At 69.5% G+C, this 19,782-nt stretch carries 20 protein-coding genes; 18 read left to right on the top strand and 2 right to left on the bottom strand.

Annotation, left to right across the window (positions count from 1 at the left end):
• Window positions 1-41: 41 nt before the first annotated feature.
• Complete coding sequence (locus tag ACIA5G_RS51315; protein ID WP_395937413.1) at window positions 42-1,127, top strand: IS630 family transposase; 1,086 nt, start codon at window positions 42-44, stop codon at window positions 1,125-1,127.
• Here the strand turns inward: ACIA5G_RS51315 and ACIA5G_RS51320 are convergent.
• The gene (locus tag ACIA5G_RS51320; protein ID WP_395937415.1) at window positions 1,124-1,729 is read right to left on the bottom strand and encodes a TetR/AcrR family transcriptional regulator; all 606 of its coding nucleotides are present in this window, start codon (window positions 1,727-1,729) and stop codon (window positions 1,124-1,126) included. The genes ACIA5G_RS51315 and ACIA5G_RS51320 overlap by 4 nt on opposite strands.
• A gap of 144 nt (window positions 1,730-1,873) precedes the next feature.
• On the opposite strand from ACIA5G_RS51320, the gene ACIA5G_RS51325 reads away from it, so the two are divergent.
• The 10 genes from ACIA5G_RS51325 (at window position 1,874) to ACIA5G_RS51370 (ending at window position 10,889) form a co-directional block, all read left to right on the top strand.
• A complete protein-coding gene (locus ACIA5G_RS51325) occupies window positions 1,874-3,274 on the top strand; it encodes an MFS transporter (RefSeq protein WP_395937417.1) in 1,401 nt (466 codons plus the stop codon).
• Window positions 3,275-3,590: 316 nt separating this feature from the next.
• On the top strand, window positions 3,591-3,983 hold the full coding sequence (locus tag ACIA5G_RS51330; protein ID WP_395937419.1) for a hypothetical protein: 393 nt from the start codon (window positions 3,591-3,593) through the stop codon (window positions 3,981-3,983).
• On the top strand, window positions 3,977-4,720 hold the full coding sequence (locus ACIA5G_RS51335; RefSeq protein WP_395937421.1) for an N-6 DNA methylase: 744 nt from the start codon (window positions 3,977-3,979) through the stop codon (window positions 4,718-4,720). Before ACIA5G_RS51330 ends, ACIA5G_RS51335 begins: the two co-directional genes overlap by 7 nt.
• Before the next feature lie 136 nt (window positions 4,721-4,856).
• Window positions 4,857-5,825, top strand: a complete 969-nt coding sequence (locus ACIA5G_RS51340; protein WP_395937423.1) for an NADAR domain-containing protein — start codon at window positions 4,857-4,859, stop codon at window positions 5,823-5,825.
• A 78-nt stretch (window positions 5,826-5,903) separates the two neighbouring features.
• Complete coding sequence (locus ACIA5G_RS51345; protein WP_395937425.1) at window positions 5,904-6,302, top strand: hypothetical protein; 399 nt, start codon at window positions 5,904-5,906, stop codon at window positions 6,300-6,302.
• An 85-nt stretch (window positions 6,303-6,387) separates the two neighbouring features.
• On the top strand, window positions 6,388-7,455 hold the full coding sequence (locus ACIA5G_RS51350; RefSeq protein WP_395937427.1) for a hypothetical protein: 1,068 nt from the start codon (window positions 6,388-6,390) through the stop codon (window positions 7,453-7,455).
• Between the two features lie 1,125 nt (window positions 7,456-8,580).
• Entirely contained in the window at window positions 8,581-9,030 is a 450-nt protein-coding gene (locus ACIA5G_RS51355) for a hypothetical protein (protein WP_395937429.1), read from the top strand.
• A gap of 754 nt (window positions 9,031-9,784) precedes the next feature.
• The gene (locus ACIA5G_RS51360; RefSeq protein WP_395937431.1) at window positions 9,785-10,273 is read left to right on the top strand and encodes a single-stranded DNA-binding protein; all 489 of its coding nucleotides are present in this window, start codon (window positions 9,785-9,787) and stop codon (window positions 10,271-10,273) included.
• 107 nt (window positions 10,274-10,380) lie between these two features.
• Window positions 10,381-10,536 (top strand): hypothetical protein, encoded by a 156-nt coding sequence (locus ACIA5G_RS51365; RefSeq protein ID WP_395937433.1) that lies wholly within the window; start codon window positions 10,381-10,383, stop codon window positions 10,534-10,536.
• Entirely contained in the window at window positions 10,533-10,889 is a 357-nt protein-coding gene (locus tag ACIA5G_RS51370) for a hypothetical protein (protein ID WP_395937435.1), read from the top strand. Before ACIA5G_RS51365 ends, ACIA5G_RS51370 begins: the two co-directional genes overlap by 4 nt.
• A gap of 218 nt (window positions 10,890-11,107) precedes the next feature.
• On the opposite strand, the gene ACIA5G_RS51375 is transcribed toward ACIA5G_RS51370, so the two are convergent.
• Entirely contained in the window at window positions 11,108-11,326 is a 219-nt protein-coding gene (locus tag ACIA5G_RS51375) for a hypothetical protein (RefSeq protein ID WP_395937437.1), read from the bottom strand.
• Window positions 11,327-12,685: 1,359 nt separating this feature from the next.
• On the opposite strand from ACIA5G_RS51375, the gene ACIA5G_RS51380 reads away from it, so the two are divergent.
• From ACIA5G_RS51380 to ACIA5G_RS51410, 7 genes are all read left to right on the top strand, one after another.
• The gene (locus ACIA5G_RS51380) at window positions 12,686-14,434 is read left to right on the top strand and encodes a chromosome partitioning protein ParB (RefSeq protein ID WP_395937439.1); all 1,749 of its coding nucleotides are present in this window, start codon (window positions 12,686-12,688) and stop codon (window positions 14,432-14,434) included.
• Between the two features lie 365 nt (window positions 14,435-14,799).
• Entirely contained in the window at window positions 14,800-15,054 is a 255-nt protein-coding gene (locus ACIA5G_RS51385) for a hypothetical protein (protein ID WP_395937441.1), read from the top strand.
• A gap of 84 nt (window positions 15,055-15,138) precedes the next feature.
• Entirely contained in the window at window positions 15,139-15,708 is a 570-nt protein-coding gene (locus ACIA5G_RS51390) for a hypothetical protein (protein WP_395937443.1), read from the top strand.
• A 160-nt stretch (window positions 15,709-15,868) separates the two neighbouring features.
• Window positions 15,869-16,312 carry a hypothetical protein gene (locus ACIA5G_RS51395; protein WP_395937445.1) on the top strand — a complete coding sequence of 148 codons (444 nt, stop codon included), beginning with the start codon at window positions 15,869-15,871 and terminating at the stop codon, window positions 16,310-16,312.
• 553 nt (window positions 16,313-16,865) lie between these two features.
• Complete coding sequence (locus ACIA5G_RS51400) at window positions 16,866-17,123, top strand: hypothetical protein (RefSeq protein WP_395937447.1); 258 nt, start codon at window positions 16,866-16,868, stop codon at window positions 17,121-17,123.
• Window positions 17,124-17,657: 534 nt separating this feature from the next.
• On the top strand, window positions 17,658-18,371 hold the full coding sequence (locus tag ACIA5G_RS51405; protein WP_395937449.1) for a hypothetical protein: 714 nt from the start codon (window positions 17,658-17,660) through the stop codon (window positions 18,369-18,371).
• 268 nt (window positions 18,372-18,639) lie between these two features.
• Entirely contained in the window at window positions 18,640-19,584 is a 945-nt protein-coding gene (locus tag ACIA5G_RS51410; RefSeq protein WP_395937451.1) for a bifunctional DNA primase/polymerase, read from the top strand.
• Window positions 19,585-19,782 lie beyond the last annotated feature (198 nt).

Here is a 19,782-nt window from a genome sequence, read left to right on the forward strand (position 1 = left end):
TGTCCTGAGTCGTTAATTCGAGTGCAGCTGTAGGGTGCGGCATGCCGAATCCGAAGCTGCCCGAGTTGACCTTGTCCGGCGATGAGGCGCAGACGTTGCGGGACTGGGTGCGGCGGCGGAAGACGGCCCAGGCGTTGGCGTTGCGGTCTCGGATTGTGTTGCGGTGCGCCGAGGGCGGCTCGAACAGCGAGGTCGCCGCCGAGTTGGGGATCGGGCGCGCGATGGTCGCGAAGTGGCGGTCCCGGTTCGTGGTCGATCGGCTGGACGGGCTGCTCGACGAGCCACGTCCTGGGCGCCCGCGCACGATCACCGATGAACAGGTGGAGGCGGTGATCACCAAGACGCTGGAATCCGTGCCCGCTAATGCCACGCACTGGTCCACCCGGTCGATGGCCGCGGAGTCCGGGCTGACCCAGACCGCGGTGACACGGATCTGGAACGCGTTCGGCCTGCAGCCGCATCGGCGTGAAGCGTGGAAGCTGTCCAAGGATCCATTGTTCGTGGACAAGGTCAAAGACGTGGTCGGGCTCTACCTCGCACCACCCGAGCGGGCCGTGGTGCTGTGCGTGGACGAGAAGTCTCAGATCCAGGCACTGAACCGCACCGCGCCGATCCTTCCGATGCTGCCCGGCACACCCCAGCGCGCCACGCACGACTACGTCAGGCACGGCACCTCCAGTTTGTACGCCGCGCTGGACATCACCACCGGCAAGGTCATCGGCCGGCTGCACGCACGGCACCGCGCGATCGAGTTCAAGAAATTCCTGAGCGCCATCGACACAGAAGTGCCCGCCGACCTGGCGGTGCATCTGGTGATGGACAACGTCTCCACCCACAAGACCCCGGCGATCAAGCGCTGGCTGGCCGCACACCCGCGCTTCACCGTGCACTTCACCCCGACCTCGAGCTCCTGGCTCAACCTCGTCGAACGCTGGTTCTCCGAGCTGACAACCAAGAAAATCCAACGCGCGAGCCACACCAGCACCCGCGCCCTCAACCGCGACATCCGCGCATGGATCAAGACCTGGAACGACGACCCCCAGCCCTACGTCTGGACCAAGACCGCAGACCAGATCCTCGACTCCATCGCACGCTACTGCACACGAATTAAGAACTCAGGACACTAGAGCCTGCTGAACAGCTGGTCGAGGTGATAGCGCAGCACGGAGCGGGCGGTCTCCGTGCTGCGCTGGCCGATCAGCACGCTGGTGCCCAGGCCATGGCTGAGCGCGAGCAGGCGCGCGGCCTCGGTCGGCACATCCAGGTCCGGCCGCAGTTTCCCGCTTGCCTGGGCGCGCGTCAGCGCGTCGGTGAGCTGCCGATCCAGGTCGTCCACCCCGGCGATGAAGGGTTCCTCGGCGAGGTCGGGATCTGTCATCGCCAATACCGCGTACGAGGTGCCGACCAGGTGGAACACGCGGCTTCGCTCATCGGTGGGCAGGGCCTCGGCGAGGAACGCTTCGATGAACGCCCGCGGCGAAACCGGGTCCGGCAGTTCGGATAACCGTTGCGCCCACCGTTGGTGGCTCTGCTGCTCAAGATGCCGCAGTGCGCCCAGCAGCAGCTGGGCCTTGGTCTCGAAGTAGTACTGCACCAGCCGCAGCGAGATCCCCGCCTCCGCGGCCACCGCGCGCATCGTCACCGCGTGCAGGCCATCTCGCCCTGCGACCCGGACCAGGGCCTCGGCGATCTGCGCGCGACGCTCGGCGTGATCCACGGTCCTCGGCACACCGCACTCCCTTCAATCCCACATCACCTGTTATGGTACACGTGTATATGATACCGATGTACCATATAAGGCTGTGGTGATCTGGGGTGAGCCGGCTTGGGAAATCGTGAGACATCCGGTAGCCGGGTAGCGCCAGGCGACAACATGCCGGGGGTCGCGGGCCGGGTCGTGCTCGCGCTGGCCTGTGCGGCGCAGTTCATGGTGGTGCTCGACATTTCGGTGGTCAACGTTGCACTGCCCTCGATCCAGCAGGCGCTGGGGTTCGACGAGGCCGGCCTGCAGTGGGTGGTCAACGCCTACGCGCTGACCTTCGCCGGTTTCCTTCTGCTCGGTGGCAGGCTGGCGGATCTGTTCGGCCGCAAGCGGATCTTCGTCCTCGGGCTCGTCCTGTTCTCTGCCGCCAGTCTGGCCGGCGGGCTGGCGCACTCCGCGCCACTGCTGATCGTGGCCAGGGCGGTGCAGGGGCTGGGTGCGGCCGTGCTCGCCCCGGCCACCCTGACCGTCCTCACCACCACCTTCGACGAAGGCGCCTCGCGGACGCGGGCCTTGGCGACTTGGACCGCCGTGGGGATCGCGGGCGGCACGGCGGGCAACCTCGTCGGCGGTGTGCTCACCGAGTACCTGTCCTGGCGGTCGATTCTGCTGATCAACGTCCCGATCGGCGCCGTCGGACTCCTGCTGGCCGTCCGTTTCTTGGCCGCCGACCACGGGCGTCGGCAGGGGCAACGCCTCGACGTCGCTGGCGCAGTGCTGGCCACCGCTGGTCTGGCGTCGCTGACCTACGGCATCGCCCAAGCCCACACGCACGGCTGGGGCGCGCCGGTGACGATCACCGCGCTGACCGCCGGGGCAACCGCGGTGGCGCTGTTCGTCGTGGTCGAGGTCCGCTTCGCTCCTGCGCCGCTGATTCCGCTGCGCCTGTTCCGGTCGCGAGCGATCTCGGCGGGCAACCTGGCCATGGTGCTGGCCGGCGCCTGCCTGAACCCGATGTGGTACTTCCTGACCCTGTACATGCAGAAAGCCCTGCACTACAGCCCTATACAGACCGGCCTGGGCTTCCTCCCGCACACCCTGGTGACGATCGTCGTCGGCGTGCGCGTCACGCCATGGCTGATGCGCCACGTCGACGGCCGGGCACTGATCACCGTCGGGGCACTGATCGCCGCGGCGGGATTCTGGTGGCAGAGCCAGATCACCGCGGACAGCGGCTACCTCGCCGGAATCCTCGGACCGGCGGTCGTGTTCTCGGTCGGCAGTGGGCTGCTCAACACGCCGATCACCACCACGGTCACCTCCGGTGTCGAGGCCGCCGACGCCGGAGCCGCCTCCGGGCTGATGAACACCACCAAACAGTTCGGCGGCGCACTCGGCCTCGCAGTGCTGGTCACCATCGCCGGAAGTCACATCGACACCCCTGCCGCACTCGCCGCGGACTACGGACGGGCGTTCCTAGCCATCGCGGCGATCCTGGTAGTCGTCGCCGCAGTCGCGCTCACCTTGCCCGGACAACGGGACGGCAAGCAGCACCGCGCAGTGAAAAACTGACCACGAGCCAACCGGGATGAGGTCAGTCCACATAGGACATCTAGTGTGGACGAGCGCCGATCGTCTTTCACGACACCGAGGCTCGGTATGATCTACAACACGCAACGTCGCGAGAAAACGAGACACATGATCGCCCACGCCGGAGCCAATGCCGAGCGGTTCCAGTCCGCTGGAACAGGACACAGGCTCATCTAGACACGGCGACTGCGGCGAGAAAGTGTCGCTTCTCAGGCGGCAGATCACTTCCGGCGACGCTGAAGCGGATGCGTGACAACCCCGAGGAGGCCGCGGTCGCCCTCTGCTGGAGGCCCCGGCCGTGATGCTCAACCCGAACAGCAGGCTCTACGGCACCCACAGCTTGCTCGAGCGGCTGGTCGAGGACGGCAACACCGTCGGTCTCCGTGGTGGCGGTGCTGTCGCTCATCAACCCGCCGCTGAAGAACCGGGACGAGGTGTCGCTGAACTGATCCGGCTGTCGCCGGAGCAGTTCAGCGACACGGTGCGGTTGCTGTGGCGACGGTTCGTCATGTCCCGCCCGGACCTGGTGAACCGGGCGTGGCCGCTGATCGCGCCATGGCTCGGACGCCAGGAGATGACGCCCGAGACCAGACGCGCTGCGCACGCGGTCGCGGTGGAGCCCTGCGCTGCGACCTGTTCGCGCTCAGCGATTACCCCAAGTGGGACGTCGATCTCCTCGGTACCGTGCTGACGTCAGTCCGCACGGAGTCCGCGAAGGCACGTGGCCAGTACTACACCCCACCCGACATCACCGATCTGATGGCACGGATGGCACTCGACGTGCCGAAACCCGGTGCGTCCATCAACGATCCGGCCTGCGGGACCGGCGGGATGTCCCGCGCGGCCGACGCGTGGATGATCGGTGCCGGCATCGACCCGGGGAACGTGCGGTGGGAAGGCAACGACCTCGACCACGTCGCGGTCGCGTGCTGCGCGATCAACGCCGTGCTGTGGGGACTCGGCACGAACGTACTGCTCGGCGTCGGCGACACGCTGGCCGCGGACTGGCGCAAGCGTGCGATCGCCGAGCGCGACGAACCGATCATCCTGATGCGCCAGGTCACGGCGCTGCGGTCCTACAGGGACATCGAGGCCGACTTGGACGACGCCGCCGGACCCTCCCGGCGGGGAGGCGGCCGCCGAGGTCCAGCAGTAAACGAGCAGCTGCTGGACCTCGAACTTGCACCCCCCGCCGCCGTCCACCTCGTCACCTGGGGGCTCGGGGTCGAGTCCACGGCCTACCTGGTCGAGGTGCTGGATCTGGCCTCCGAACATGCCACCACGATCGTCCCACCGGCGCGGTCCCGATCCGAATCGCCGACATCGAGGAGGTTCCGCGCCAGGTCGAGCACGCGCTCGTCGACGCCTTGCGCCGGGCCTGACCCGCAGGGGGAGCGGGTGCGCTCCCACGGTGAGCCCGGTTGCTGACCGACAGCGCAGCAGCCGGGCCCGGGGCGGTCAGCAAGGGCGCAAGGCGCCGCTGACGCGGGAACCCTTGCCCGCCCCGGGCCCGGCTGCTGGGCGTTCGCCCGTCACCACCCACCACCGAACGGAGCGCGCGCCCATGCTCGGCCTCGTCAACGGCTTCGCCGGCGACCACCTGTTCCTCAGCAACTTCTACGAATACCCGCTGACCTGGGACGGCGACCTCTACCCGAGCGGCGAGGCTGCCTACAACGCCGGTAAGACCCTCGACCTGCAGCGGCGCGTCTGGATCGCAGCTGCGCCGTCCCCGGGCGAGGCGAAACGCCGCGGCCGCCGGGTCCCGCTGCGCCGCGGCTGGGACGACCTGCACCGCTACGTCGTCATGCAGCAGGTGCTCGAGGCGAAGTTCGGCGATCCGGTGCTGGCCGAGCGGCTGGTGGCCACCGGCACCGCGTGCCTGATCGAGCGCAACACCTGGCATGACCAGATCTGGGGTTGCTGCTCCTGCCCGCGGCACCAGCCGGTTCCCGGGAAGAACCTACTGGGCCGGTACCTGATGCGCCGCCGCGCGCAGCTCAATCCCGAGCTGGCCGGACGCTGGTCGCGGGTTGCGTTATCGGGTCATCGTCCGCACGGTTTGCCGCCCGGCTGCGAGCCGTGGCTTGCCGACGAACTGCGGCGGATCGCCGGGAAGCTCACCGCAGACCGCGGCATGGAGGTCGCGATCAGCGGCGCCGCCGCCGGCGCCGACCTGCTCTGGGCTGAAGCCGCCCACGACGTCGACATCCCGGTGTGGCTCTACCAGCCCTACCGCGGCCACGACGGCCGCTGGCCGCAGGACTGGCGCGATCGGCTGACCGCCGCCCGCAGCTACGCCGCCAGAGTCGACACGCTCGGCACCGAATTCAGCGTGCGGGTCCTGCACGCCCGAAGCGATTGGCTGATCCGCGACTGCGACGCGATCGTCGCCGTGGTCGACCCCGAACGCCGGTCCGGCGGGACCTGGCAAGCCCTGCAGCGGATCCCGGCGACCATGCCGATCATCCGCGTCGACGTCCGCCAGCGCCGCACCACCTTGCGCGCGTCCGCCCCGGCTCCGGCGCGCTGAACCGCCCACGGCAGCAGACCCATCGGTGCGGGGCAGGGCAAGCCGCTTCGCGGCCGGCGTCCGCCGGACCTTGCCCCGTTGTTCCCTGCGCTCGTCGACGCCGACGAACACTGGAACGGTGCTGCGATCCCGCGCTTTCGGCGCGAGGTCGCCGGATACGTCGTCGACTGGGTGAACGAGACCTACGTGGCGTTCCCCGGAGGCTCTGACCGCGCCTACTGGGACGGCCGCACGGTCGTTGTCATCGAGTCCCAGTGGGAAGACGAGCCCGGCTACACCCCCGTCCGCGTCGAGCCCGACAAGGACGGCCGGTACTGGCATCGGCGGACACTCCTGGACCAGGGAATTCGCCTGATCAGCCCCGTGCTGACGGCGCGGTCGACGGGGATGTCCCGTCGGCCGCACCGGGTGAACGACGAAGTGCAGCGCGCCGCCCGGGACGTCGGGAAGGGCGCTGCGCGTCGCCTACGGCGATGACCGCACGCGGTCACCCCACGCCGACGTCCCCGCCGGCCCGCTCGGCCCGCGCTCGTCCACCCAGCGCCCCGAGAAAGGGCCGGTCATGCCCGTCACCGCCGATGCCGTTCCGGACTCCACCGCGGCGTCCTGGAAACCACCACGTCCAGCGGAAATCCCGGCCCTGCACGACCTTCTGCAGGAATGGGTGATCAACCCGTACGCGCTGGCGATCACCACCAGCTCCCTTGCAGAAGGCCGCGGCACGATCATCCCGGCGGCGGCGACTCCGCTGGAATCCGCAGTCATCCTGCACGACGAGGAAGCCAGCCGATTGCGCGACGCGCAGCTGTTCGCGGTCGACGCCGCGATGACCGCGAAAGCTCGTGGCACCGGAGCGCTGTTGCCGGACTGGTCGATCCGGCCCGAAGACCTGCCGTGCGAACAGGGCTTCCTGGTGTTCGAAACCCCGATCGGGCACGTGGAAGACGGCTACGGCGCGAACGTGCCGATCGTGGCTTGCTCGTGGGGCCGATCCGCTCACTGCGAACCGGAGGCGGGCGCGGTGTGGCTGACCTTCTGGGCGGCGCCGGCGATCGAGCAGCTGGTGCAGGAGGCCATCGACGGTGGGATGTCCCCGGCTCAAGCCCGGTGGCACGCCGAACAGCACACACCGCCGCTGCTGTGGGACGACGAGGCCCTGCTGTGCTGGTCGGCGGGCGAACCGGAACTCACCACGGTTTCCCGGTACGTCCCCTCGGACGAAGTCACCGGCGTCATCGCGCACGGTCGTACGTTGGGCTGGATCCAGACCGTGCTGGCGACGTGGCTGCTCATCCAGCAGCCCGTGCACGTCGAGATCACCGAAGAGCGCGCGCCGCGGCCCGAACGTCGCCGCGCCGAACGGGCAGGACGCACCCTGCCGCCGGTTCGCGTGGTCAGCATCCATCGCCGGATCCGCGGCTCCTCCGGCAAGGCGGCCACTTCCTCCGGACGCAAGGTCGGCGTCCGATCTCAGGTCGGGCCGTTCTGGCGCGACCAGGCCTACGGGAAGGGCTGGTCGCTCCGCAAAAGGATCTTGATCGACGAGCACTGGCGCGGCCCGGACGACGCCCACGTGCTGCTGCGTCCCCGGGTAACCTTGGTCGACGCGCCCCCGGAGCAAGCCGAGTGACTTGATGGGACGCGCCTGCGCCCATGCCGAGGCGCGCCCCGCGCCGGTCCCCGGGGGTTGTGGGCGGCGCGAACCCTATGGCCGGCCAACGAGCGTTTTCCCCAACGGCACGACCGGTGTCGTGCGGGCCTGTCGCACAACAGCGGATCAGAAGTGGCGCGATACTCCGCTCCCATAAGCCTGGCCTTGACCGCGATGTCGAAGTGCCGCCGCGCCCTGCACGTCAGCAGATTTTCCAGCAGCGACGCAGCCGCGTCCGCGGTGCGCCTGGACCCGCTCCCGCAGCGCGGGGTCGTACGCAGCCGCTCAGCCCTCCGATCCCGAGTGGAGGTCCATCGGTCTCTCGTGCCGCCCGACGACACTCGGCTACCTTGACATCCGCCGTGACCTGAGGGCTCGCCGACGCTGGCAGGCTCCCGCCGGCTGCGCCCGAAGCGCCGCCAGCCCAGCCGACCGGGGGAGAGCAGCCTCGCTGCGCTCGGTCGCGCTGCGCGCGATCCCCGCCCCGGTCGGCCGAGCGCGACGCCCCGGCCGGTCCGGCCGAAGCCTGCCCTGCTGACGTCGCCCTCAAACCACAGCGGCTGCCAGGTTCCCGAATTAGACACTGGATCAGAGCCGGACTTAGTGAGTCAATGGCAGCCTGTATGTTGAAGGAGACAAATGAAGCTGGCTCGGAAGACGGCCATCGACGCCTTTTCATTCATTCTGAACAAGATTGTTCCGTCCGTGTCGGGAACGTGCTTCTATCACGGCGCCTTCGAGTCGGAATCCGGCGCGTGCCCCCAGTGTAATTAACTGATTTCATGACTCCGCGTTAGCGGTGGCTAGATTTAGTCATTCGAGGCGCCCCTGCGTGTTCCAATACGCAGGGGCGCCTCGTGTCATCAGAGTGCGGTCGAATGGGTTCGCCGTCGTGGCTCGAACGGCACCTCGACCTCGCCGAGCCGATCGAAGGTCCCTACGGCAAAACCCAACGCTATAGGACCCTCCCCGCCTCGGAGAGTCCCCTCCTGGCGCGCCGAGGCGCTCGGCAAGGCCCTCCCGATGCATGCCTGACCTCCCACGGTTCGGCAGCGGCGGACCACTCCGCACAGGACCCCACCTCAGACCCGGAAGGCCACAATGATGAGCACCAACAGCGAGTTTCGTACCACCGAAAACCTCCTGCGGGAAGTCCGCGAGCAGTGCGCGGCATGGAGCCAAGACGAACTCCCGGCCTCCATCGCGATGGAGAACATCGACAACCTGCTCGCCCAGCAAGGCACCCTCGAGGTGCCACCGGCCATGCCGATCGTGAGTTCAACGGCCGAGCCGCCGATCGTTGCGTGGCAGCAGGCGTGGAACGAAGGCCGGCGCGCGTTCAATGACGATCGCTGGCCGCATCCGAAGACCGCCGCGCAGTACACGCGCAATCCCTACGATGCAGAACGGGACTTCGCCTTGCACTACTGGTGGGCCCGCGGCAACCACGGCAACGCCAGCCCGGTCGACAACTACGGCCACATCCCGTCCTCGCTGGTCAACGAAGATCTCGGCCGGTCGACCCCGCCGCCGGAGCCACTCGATCACCCGTGAGGTCGACCCCGGGGCCGCGAGAAGCCAGATTTCCGTGGACCCGGGACACCCCACCAGGCGGCCAACTCCGGGAACCCGGCGCGGCCGCAGTCCAGTGGTTGCCGCCGGTCCTGGTCACGCTCATTGAGCCGAACCTGGACGACGCGACCCCACGCGTCGAAGTCTTACCCATGCTGACCGGGGGAGACCAGCCTCGCTCCCGCTCGGTCGCGCTGCGCGCGATCACAACCGCTCGACGGAGCGCGACGCGCGAAATCCTTGCCGGTCCTCCGCCGGTCATGCCGGCTCTGCACCCAACGCCAGGGGATCGGATCGCCAGGCCCGCTGGCGAGAGATCACAACCGGGAGCCGACACATGGACGAAGCCGAGCATGTCACCCAGAAACGTCACCACCTCACCTAGCGCCTGACCGGCGGTCGGCTCACCGAACCGAGTGGACCGAGCGGCCCGGTCTTCCGGTCGCTCGACATTTGCTGTTCCTCCGCCCGGTCACGAACCGAGCCTCTGGCACCTGGGAGTTCGTCACCGGCCACATGGGGCTGAGCACTCTGGACCGAACGCGGCTGAGCGTCAACCGCCCCACGAAAGCTTTTCTCCCACGCTCAAGCCTTCGGCCCGAGCAGAAAACCTTCCGTGCTCTGCGCGGTTGACACCCCTCCTCGCCCGGTCCCTGGTCGAGCGCGCCCCACGGGGCCCTGACAAACACCCAGCTCGGCAGCGGCGATCCGCTGCGACCAGATCAAGGAGCACCTCATGGCAGGCGACACGGTCATTACCGTCATCGGAAATCTCACCTCCGACCCGGAACTTCGCTTCACCCCCGCCGGTGCGGCGGTCGCGAACTTCACCGTCGCGTCCACGCCCCGCATGCTCGACAAGCAGTCGGGCGAGTGGAAGGACGGCGAGGCGCTGTTCCTGCGCTGCAACATCTGGCGCCAGGCGGCGGAGAACGTCGCCGAGTCCCTGACCCGCGGCGCTCGCGTCGTCGTGCAGGGCCGCCTGAAGCAGCGGTCGTTCGAGACGAAGGAAGGCGAGAAGCGCACCGTCGTCGAGCTCGAGGTCGACGAAATCGGCCCCTCGCTGCGCTACGCCACGGCCAAGGTCAACAAGGTCAGCCGCGGTGGCGGCGGCGGCGACTTCGGCGGCGGTGCTCCCTCGGGGGGTACCGCGTCCGAGGACCCGTGGGGTTCCGCGCCCCCGGCGGGAAGCGGCGGCGGCTTCTCCGACGAGCCTCCGTTCTGAGCAACACCCGGGCGCCCCGTGCCCGGCCGGCCAGTCCGGCGGGCGCGGGACGCTGCCGTGTATTCGGCTCTCACGACCCGACCAACTACCCGAAGGAGCACTTCGTCGTGCCCGAAAACCTGCAGTCACAAGAGAAACGCCCGCACCGGGACATCATTTCCAGGAGGCTCGCCCACCTCGACGGCGTCGTGCTCACTGCCGGCCTGATCGCCATCAAGCTGACGCGGCTCGACGCGCACCTGTCCGGGAAGGCTCTCGCGTGAGCGACATGGTCGCGGAGATCCGGGCGAAGATGGCCAGCCGCAAGCAGCTCGACGCCCAGCTGACCGCCCTGCTCGGCGGGCGCGGCTTCATCCGCACCTACCACGAGCCCACCGGCGGAATCAGGTTCAGTCACCCGGAGACATACACCGTCGTCGAGCTCTGTCCGCCCTTCGGCATCTACCTCTCGTTTTTCGCCCCGACTGGCCGGGGCGACGACCAGCGCTTCGTGTATCTCGGCGAGATCCACGAGGCCCCCCGCGACAACGAGGGCGACACGATCGCCTACCTCGCGACCACGCTTCACCTGGCCGCTGACCTGCGCAACGCCCTCGGCATCTCCGATCCGGACTAACCCCCCTTGGCCAGCACTCCGGTTCCGCGCGCCCTGCGCCGTGGGACCGGGGTGCGCCCACCCGGCCAGTTCGGCCCGAGCGGGGCGCCGTCGCGTCGTCCGCTCTCACCACCCGACCAACCACCCGAAGGAGCGCTTCGTCGTGCCCGAAAGCCATCAGCCGCAGGAGAATCGCCGCTCTGCCACTCCTGCAGCAAGGAGCGGATGGCGTGGCTGAGCTACAAGATCATCCGGCCGATCAACCTGGTCCAGATCGGAAACCGACCGTAGCCCGGATCCGGGAAGCGCAGGAAGCCCGCTTCAGTCAATGGCGGGACACCGTCGCCTTTCAGCAAGGCCTGATCGAACGGATCTGTGCTGACCAGCAGCACGACCTCGGCGACGACCCGAGCTGACCGGCCCGGCCCGGCCAGGCCGGAACCCAGTTCGAGAGCCATGGAACGGGGAATACCGTGCCGATCTACCTTCCCACCCCGCGACACCTGCCCGGAGGACCAGACCGCGGCGGATTGAAACGCCTGTCCATCGGCCCGATCTCGGTCCGACCAATGCGGCCTGCCAACTACCCGACCCTGCTCGAGTCGCTCGACACTCGACGTGCCCGGTGGTGCGGCTTCGGCCGTTGCCACGCAGGCGGGAACTGCGACGACTGCCCGGTGTTCGCCGCGGATCGCACCGGACGTCGCACGCTCGACGCTGCCGCTGACCATGTGCTGGGTCCGAGTCCGCGAGGTCCCGGTCACCGCGCCGACCGCCCTGATTGCGGAGTCGGTGCAGGTGCCCCACCTGGTGGACGACCCTGGCCGCGGCGGGGAAGCCGGTGCGGAACAGTGGCGATGGCACGACTTGCGTATCGTGCCCGGCTGGGCGCTGGGGCGCCGTTGTCGCGACGAGCACGGCGATTCGTTCCACGACCGCGCGCCATCCGACTCCCTGCCGGTACGCAGCCGCTCCTCAGCCCGATGCAGCATGCGACGCGCGCGACAGGATCGGCCTGAGTCAGCCGGGCGCTCGAACGGCCAGTGGGCAAGCATCTCCTTCAGGTTGTCCAAGCTCAGCGTCTCGTAGCAACCGGCGAGTCGAGCTCACCGGCGCCCACGGACGTTGCGCTGCTGCTTCGACCAACGCCACACCACAAACCGCGCTGCCGGCTCGATCGACGCTCAGGACGGCGGCGAGCCGCAAGTCCGCTCCATCCGGCGTACTGAAACCATATGATTTGAATCTGTCTGGTTTGCCCAGGTCGCAACCCGTCTCTGGGTCGCGGCTGAGGAAGGTACCTGCGCTCGGTCGGCATGCCTTCCGGGAGCCTCGGTCAGGCGCTGGGAGGCTCGGTCAGGCGGACCGCCACCGGCTCGATGGCACCGTGGTGGCGGTAATTCTACGCGTCCCAGGTTCATTCTGAACCGCTGGTCACAGTGCGCGAAATGGATCCTCGGTGGCCATTTCGCGCCGCGCGGGTTCCTGTGCCCAGAGCCGCGAATTTCGTGAGCGGCCCCGCGTGCGAGACGACGCACTCTAGCGGGGACGGCCTGCCGAGGCGAGGGCGCAGACCCGACCCAGCACGGGTGAACCAGATCGCGAAGAACCCCAGTAAGTAAACGGAATCCCTGGCTGGTTCACGCCGGCATGGGCGAGGCCGCAACCCTCGCCCCAGCCTTCGGCCGCTCCCGCCGAATCGAGTGCGTCCCGCACGCGGGGCAGCGCTCACGCGAATTCGTCGTCAGAAAACGGCGAATTCGTTCAACGCGCCGGAGTTCATCGAATTCCGTCCGCACAAACCAGGGAGAACAACAGTGACCACGACCGAAATTGCCGTCGAGGACACCCCGACCGTGCCCGTCGACGTCGTGCCCGAGCAGGTGAGCAGCGAGACCCCCGCCGCCACCGCTGGGGAGCAGACCCCCGCCGTCGAACTGCGCTACGTCGACCCCCGGCAGCTGATCATCGGAGTGAACACCCGCACGAAGCCCGACCTGCCGAAGTGGTTCGTCGACGACATCCAGGACCGCGGCGTCCGCGAGCCCATCCCCGTACGCGAAGAAGCACCCGGCCGGCTGGTCGTGCGCAAGGGCCAGCGGCGCACGCTGGCCTCAGTCGAAGTGTGGAACAGGGCCATGGCCAAGGACACCGAGCCCACGCACAAGCTCGTGCCGGTGCTGGTCGAACCGGAGCTGATCACCGATGACGTGCAGCGCGAGATCGACCGGATCATCGACCAGCTCGGCGAGAACGAACACCGCGAAGGGAACACCGACGCCGACGAGGTGCGCGCCACCCAGGAACTGCTCGACCTTGGCCTGTCGGCGGGGCAGATCGCCAAGAGGCGGCACATCGGCACCAAGCGGGTCAAGACCGCGGTCGCCGTGGCCCGCAGCGCCGTCGCCGTGGACCTGCTGGCCACCGGCGAGATCGAGAACCTGGTTCACGCTGCGGTGATTGCGGAGTTCGAGGGCAACGAGGCAGCGGTCAAGGAGCTGAAGGCGGCGGCGACCAAGCGGCCCGAGCAGTTCGACCACGTCGCCCAGCAGTGGCGCGACAAGCTCGAGGAAGAGCGAATCCGCGCGGAGCTCGCGGACCAGGTCAAAGCACAGGGCGTGGCTGTGATCGAGCGGCCGGACTCGTTGCACGAGGGCCTGATCCGCAAGCTGGACTCGCTGCGCCCGAACGCCGACGCCGCCGACGGGACCGAACTGACCGTCGGAGCCCACCAGACCTGCCCCGGCCACGCCGCGTTCGTCGGCAGCCGGGGCAGCTGGCGCCCGGTCGCCGAGCGGTATGGCATCTTCTACGTCTGCACCGATGTCAAGGCCCACGGCCACCCCGCGCGCTACAGCTACAGCAGCTCCATGGGTGCCAAGCCCGGGCCGATGACCGCCGAGCAGAAAGCCGAGCGCAAGCAGGTCGTCGCGAACAACAAGAAGTGGCGCTCGGCGGAAACCGTCCGCCGCAAGTGGCTCAAGGAGAAGCTCTTCGGTCGCAAGGGCGCGCCGAAGGACGGGATCCGGTGGGTCGCGCAGATGCTGGCCGACGGCAGCCACCCCGTGCGCAAGGCGATGGAGAGCGACCACGCGCTGGCCATCGAGCTGCTCGGCATGCCGAAGCAGGAGGTCGCCGCCTACTACCGGCGGGACAAGCACGTCATCGCGGCCGCGGCCGCGAACGCGAGCCCGGCCCGCGCCACCACCTTGACTGTGGCGCTGCTGGTCGCCGCGCTCGAGAAGAGCACCGGCACGCACACCTGGCGCGGCCCGACGCAGGAGGCGCAGGCGTACTTCACCCAGCTGAAGAGCTGGGGCTACCCCCTCTCTCCCGTCGAGCAGCTCGTGCTCCAGCCCGCCGAGAAGGACACGGCGATCGAGATCGGCGACGCCACCGACCTGGGCGTGGTCGACGACGTCGACATCGAGGACGACGGCGAACCGGGTGCCGAGGACGGCCAGCACGAGGTCGCCGAGCCTCAGCCGGAGGCAACGGACGACGGCGCGGTTGTCGAGGCGGAGCCGCAGGAAGCCGACGAGGTCAGCGCCGACCTGGCGGCCTGACCCGGATCGCCTGGTGGGGCTGCCCGCACCGCAGCCCCACCAGGTGGTGGCCCCGTTGTCCACTTTTTGGCCAGAAACGGTGCCGGCGTTCATCCCTCGCGGGGAAGCCGGTGCCGCACTACGGCGGCACCGAACCTGACGCACGAGGTCAGCACATCGGGCGGGGGCGAGCGTCCAAGTCCTCCGGCCCGGCCGGTCGAGATGAACCGCGCTGTGCGGTCGGGTTGTTCGCCGGCGGTCGGGTGTAGCGCGGTCCACGTCGACCGGCCGAGCCTGCGGACTTGGCCGTCCGCGCAAGCGCGGACCCCCACCCGGCGCGCTGGGGCCAGGGCCCGTCAGCTCCACCACCGCAGAGAGGGACCGACATGGCCCGCCACCGCCAGACCACTCCGACTGCCAGGCCGAAGCTCCTAAGCGTCCTCGACGCCTTCGTCCAGTGGCGCTTCCGCAACACCGACGTCTTCAGCTGCGCGGACTGCCCGGTCACCTACGACGTTCCCGAAGGCGCCACCGCGGCCGAGGTCCGCCGGGTCCGCACGGTGGCCACCGACCACTCCCGGCACGGCGTCTACGCCGACCGCGACGGCAAGCCCTACGGCCTTGCCGTCTACGGCGGCTGACCAGCCGCCCTCCACCGCCGCAGCCCCGCCCTCCACCGCCGTTGCCGCCGAACCCTCTTTCTCCGCTTCGACAGGAGCTTCCCCGTGCCCGCACACCGCGACCCCGCCATGCCGATCGCTCTCGGCCAGCACTGGACCTTCCACCCCCGACGCCCCGCACCGGACCTGCCCGTCTTGCTGCAGGTCGAACAGGACCGCGTCACCGCCCTCCCGTATCACCGGTCCGACACCATCGGCCTCGAAGTGCAGTGCGAACTCCTCGACAAGGACGTCGCCGTCGACCTCGCCGACCACCTGCTCGCCCTGCCGGGCGTCGAAGTCCCCGACGCGACCCGCCCGTCAGGCCGGCGGATCGACATCCCGGTCGTCGCCCCCAGCGTCGTCCTCGACACCGAGGTCGTCTGGCCCGTCACCGCCGAGCTGTCGGTGCACCACGCCAACTACGACGATAGCTACCTCGCACTGTCGACCCCAACGCACCTGGCCAGCCGCACAGAGGTTCAGCTGACCGGCTCCGATGCCGCGCGGCTGATCGTCGCGCTGGCGTCGCTGCTGAGCTTGCGATCCGAACTCACCGAGGCGTTCACCCTCATCGCCGCTGCCCACCGGCGCAGCCTGCGGCGTCAGTTCGCCGGCCGCACCCTCACGCGCTGAACGCCGGGCCGCCCGCTCCCTCCGCGGGGGGCGGGCGGCCCGCGCGTCCGACCCGATGGGACACGGGCGCGGTGTACCCGCGCTCGCCACGACGGCGAATTGGTCAGCACCGCCGCCAGCGAGGACAACCTGCGCATTTGTACGAAAGGACGACCTTCCGATGACCACGTTCAAGCCCGTGCCTCGCGACCTGTATCGCAATGCCGAGCGCGAGGCAGGGGAGGTCCTGCCCGCGCTGACCGGTCGGCTCAAGCGGTATCGCCCGGTCGAGGAGTTCGAGCCGAATTGGGCGCACGTCCTCTCCGGCACGGCGTCAGTCGTCGCGGTGGTGGCCGCACTGCACTGTGGCCACCTCGATGTACCGGAGCGCGCGTGGCCCGAGGTGCTCCGGCTGTACTGCCCGACCGCGTGGCGGCTGCTGTCGCAGGCGGAGGTCTCGTTCGAGAAGTGGAACCTTGGCCAGTGCGATGCGGTGCTGTGCGCCACGGTCGCAGCGGTCGCCAACACCGAACTCGGCGGCTACGCCGTGTTCGCCGTCATGGACGTGCCCGCCGCCGTCGCCCAGGTCGTCGCCACCCTCGGCACCTTCCCCACCTTCACCTGATCCGCTTCCGACGCACTGTTCATCCCAACGACCCGACCGGCGTCGACGACTGCATGACCTGCCCGAGAAGCTTGCTGAAGACGCGGAGACGCCCACCGCCGAACGGAATGGATCACGCACGGGTGTTCACCGAACTGATCGAGGTGCTGGCTGCCGTCGGCTTCCGGCGCGTGCGTGTGTGTCTCTGATCAGACGTCGACGGTACGGGGGCGGCACCGACACCGCCCATGTCACCTGTCTTGATTGCGGTGGCCGGCGCAGCTGGACCGCCGCGCTGAGCCTCGATCCGGGGCTTAGTGCTGAACGGAGGCCGCGGACGGCGATCGGTCACGGTCAACCCTGATCGTCGCCTCGCCGATGGCGGCGCCGGGTCTTCCGCCCCGGCGTCGCCACGAGGACGAGCAGATGCCAGCAGACCAGTCCGCTCTGCTCCAAGGGCGCCTTCGGCGTCGCACGCGATGGGCCTTCGGCCCACCCTTTCCGCGCCGCGGCCAGCCCCGCTCGCACAGCGCCCGTCCCCGCAACACCACCAGGAACGGGAAGGACCCACCAGATGCGTCAGCACCTCACCACGATGATCACACGCGTCCGAGCCCTGGATATCGACGACGTCAACCACCACATCATCGCCGGGGGCTACCTGGTCACCGGCATGGCGTTCGATGGCCACTCCACCTTGGTCATGACGGCTGTGTACGTGTGGGCCGGCTTGGTGCACACCAACACGCTGCGCGCGACGCACTTGTCCGCGTTCGTTCCGCACCGCCGCCCCGCTACGGCCGTCACGTCCGCGCAGCCCGTCCCCGCCTGACCGAACGGCCTGGTGGCCGACGGAGAAGTCCGTCGGCCACCGGGTCGCTCGACCACTTCAGGCACCCAGCCCGTCCGCACACGACCCCTCACACCCGAGCCCAGGAGGCCTGCCGATGCCCCCCCAGAACGCCGCACCGTCCACCGACCTCACCGACGACCAACACGCGGAGGTGGTGCAGCTGCTCGTCGACGAACTCGGCGCGGTGGTGCTCGACGCCGGCGCCCGCCACTGATAACGCCCCGCCAGCGGGGCCGCATCACGCGGCCCCGCGCGCGTTCCAGCTGCACTCCGCAGTGAACCCGTCCGGTCCGTCCAGGGTGGACGGCCCCAAGACCAGCACGCCGGCCGGCGGCTCACCGCCGAAGGCGCCCGCCCACGCCGAACGGGTGGGACAAGCCTCGCTGCGCTCGGTCGCTGCGCTATCCCACCCCGTTCGACGGAGCCGCAGCCCGGTTGTTTCACGAGCACCCGCCGGCCGGCGTGCTCCTGGCCAGGGCCGTCCCACCCATCGCCGAACCCGACGGAGTTCCCTTGCAGTACGACGAAGCCCTGGCCCACGTCCGCGACCACCTCACCCATCCGCAGGTCCATCGCCTGCGGCACGCCATCTCGCTGCGGCACGGCATCCTGCGTGACCTGCGCGCCGCGCTGGTCACCGTCGGCGCCGACATCGAGATCACCGGCCAGATCGACGGCATGCGCTACGCCACCGGCCTGACCGGCACCGTGCAGGCGATCTACGACGACAAGTACGCCGACCTTCTGCTGACCCAGAGCTCGACCAAGGCCCTGGCCACTGGCAGGGGTGCATCCGCCTATCCCGGGGCCGCCGACGTCGAGCGCTACCAGCTCAGCGGTATGCCGTTGGGCGCGTTCACGGCCACCGGCGTGGACGAAGCCTTCGCCGACCTCATCGGCTACCTGCTGACTCAGGCGACCGAGCAGCAACTGACCGAGCTGAGCACCGCCCGCGCGCGGCGCACCGACCAGCTCGCCGCCGACCTCAAGCGCGGCGACTCGGTGATGCTGGCCGACATGCAGCGGAAGTACCTGGCCGGGCTGACCGGCACGGTGCAGGCCGTCGACCCCGCGGCGAAGCAGTTCAGCCTGCTGCTCACCGAGGCCTCGACCGACCGGCTGCGCTACCACGGCCGGAACAACAAGATCGAGATTCCGGCCGACACCAAGGAGTTCCTGCTCCCGCGGATCGCGTTCGCCTGCGCACTCATCACAAGCACGCGCTGACCACCCGCTCGGGCGGGCGGCGCACCCGCCCGCCCGAGCGGCCCTTCCCTTCTCAACCCAGGAGATTCCCATGCCCACCTGCGGGCGTCCCGCCCACGAAAACACGCCCACCTGCACCGGCATCGACCGCCGGCGCCGGATGTCCCCGCGGCTGCGTCACCGCAGCCGCCTCAACCGCCGACGACTGCACCGCCGACCTGACCAGCGCAAACCTTCTGCGCGCTGACCCCCGTCCCGCCTACCGTCATCCCGAAGGGGGATATTGACCATGACCACATCGACCAGGAGACGCACCATCCGTCCACGCACCGGATCCGCCCGGACCCGGCTCGACGCCGCACTGGCTGCGGCGCGGCGCGGCTGGCCGGTGTTCCCGGTCTTCCCGTACTCGAAGTACCCGGCTATCGACGACTGGGAAAACCGCGCCACCTGCGACGAGAACCAACTCGCCGACTGGTGGAAGACCGCCGCCTACAACGCGTGCGTCGCCTGCGGCCCCGCCGGACTGGTCGTGCTCGACTTGGACACCGCGCACGACGCCCCGCCCGAGGACTGGGCGGCCTTGGCCCCGCGGCACGGCCGGGACGTGCTGCAGGTGCTCGCCGAGCGTGCCGGCCAGCCCGACCCGCTCGACACCTACACCGTGACCACGCCCGGCGGGGGAGAGCACCGCTACTTCCTGGCCCCGCCCGAGGTCCAGCTGCGCAACACAATCGGCGCGAATGGCCGCGGCCTGGGCCCCTACCTCGACGTCCGCGCTCACGGCGGCAACATCGTCGTCGCCGGATCGGTCCGCCGGGTCGACGGCAAGTACCGCCTGTACCGGGTGACCCGCGACATCCCGGTCGCGCCGCTGCCGCCCTGGTTGGTCACCGCGTTGACCCCACCGCCGCCACCGGTGCGGGTGCCCGTCCAGCTCACCGGCCGCGGATACGACGTCTACCTCAAGACGCCGCTGACCGCGGAGCCTGACCGCGTCCGCCACGCGCCGCAGGGTGAGCGCGCCGACATCACGTTCAAGGCAGCCGCCAAACTCGGCGAGCTGGTCGGCGGTGGGTACCTCGACGAAGCCGTCGCCCTCGACGTGCTGCTCGACGCGGCGAGTGTGCACAACGGCGTTGGCGGCTGGAACGAAGCCGAGGCGCGACACCACATTTGCAACGGCATCGCCCGCGGCCGCCAGAACCCTCGGAGGATCGAGCTGGCCGACTGATCCCAGCCCGGGCCTCACGGCCCGGGCTTCCCGGGCGGCACCCGTCAAGCTTCGCGGCGGGTGTCGCCCCACCGCCGGGGGGGGCGCGGGCCCCCCCCCCCCCCCCCCGGCGGGCGGGCCCCCCGCCCGGGGCCCCCCCCCCCCCCCCCCCAGGCCCCCCCCGCCCCCGCCCCCCCCGGGGGGGGCGGGGGCCGCCCC

Origin of the sequence: Amycolatopsis sp. NPDC051758 (assembly GCF_044453095.1) — a bacterium.
Classification (GTDB): domain Bacteria; phylum Actinomycetota; class Actinomycetes; order Mycobacteriales; family Pseudonocardiaceae; genus Amycolatopsis.

What these genes read in the sequence shown, in the direction of transcription:
- ACIA5G_RS51400 (WP_395937447.1), top strand. Translation starts at nt 16,866, where the DNA reads ATGCGTCAGCACCTCACCACGATGATCACACGCGTCCGAGCCCTGGAT.
- ACIA5G_RS51325 (WP_395937417.1), top strand. Translation starts at nt 1,874, where the DNA reads ATGCCGGGGGTCGCGGGCCGGGTCGTGCTCGCGCTGGCCTGTGCGGCG.
- ACIA5G_RS51410 (WP_395937451.1), top strand. Translation starts at nt 18,640, where the DNA reads ATGACCACATCGACCAGGAGACGCACCATCCGTCCACGCACCGGATCC.
- ACIA5G_RS51355 (WP_395937429.1), top strand. Translation starts at nt 8,581, where the DNA reads ATGAGCACCAACAGCGAGTTTCGTACCACCGAAAACCTCCTGCGGGAA.
- ACIA5G_RS51350 (WP_395937427.1), top strand. Translation starts at nt 6,388, where the DNA reads ATGCCCGTCACCGCCGATGCCGTTCCGGACTCCACCGCGGCGTCCTGG.
- ACIA5G_RS51315 (WP_395937413.1), top strand. Translation starts at nt 42, where the DNA reads ATGCCGAATCCGAAGCTGCCCGAGTTGACCTTGTCCGGCGATGAGGCG.
- ACIA5G_RS51385 (WP_395937441.1), top strand. Translation starts at nt 14,800, where the DNA reads ATGGCCCGCCACCGCCAGACCACTCCGACTGCCAGGCCGAAGCTCCTA.
- ACIA5G_RS51340 (WP_395937423.1), top strand. Translation starts at nt 4,857, where the DNA reads ATGCTCGGCCTCGTCAACGGCTTCGCCGGCGACCACCTGTTCCTCAGC.
- ACIA5G_RS51395 (WP_395937445.1), top strand. Translation starts at nt 15,869, where the DNA reads ATGACCACGTTCAAGCCCGTGCCTCGCGACCTGTATCGCAATGCCGAG.
- ACIA5G_RS51360 (WP_395937431.1), top strand. Translation starts at nt 9,785, where the DNA reads ATGGCAGGCGACACGGTCATTACCGTCATCGGAAATCTCACCTCCGAC.
- ACIA5G_RS51375 (WP_395937437.1), bottom strand. Translation starts at nt 11,326, where the DNA reads ATGGCTCTCGAACTGGGTTCCGGCCTGGCCGGGCCGGGCCGGTCAGCT.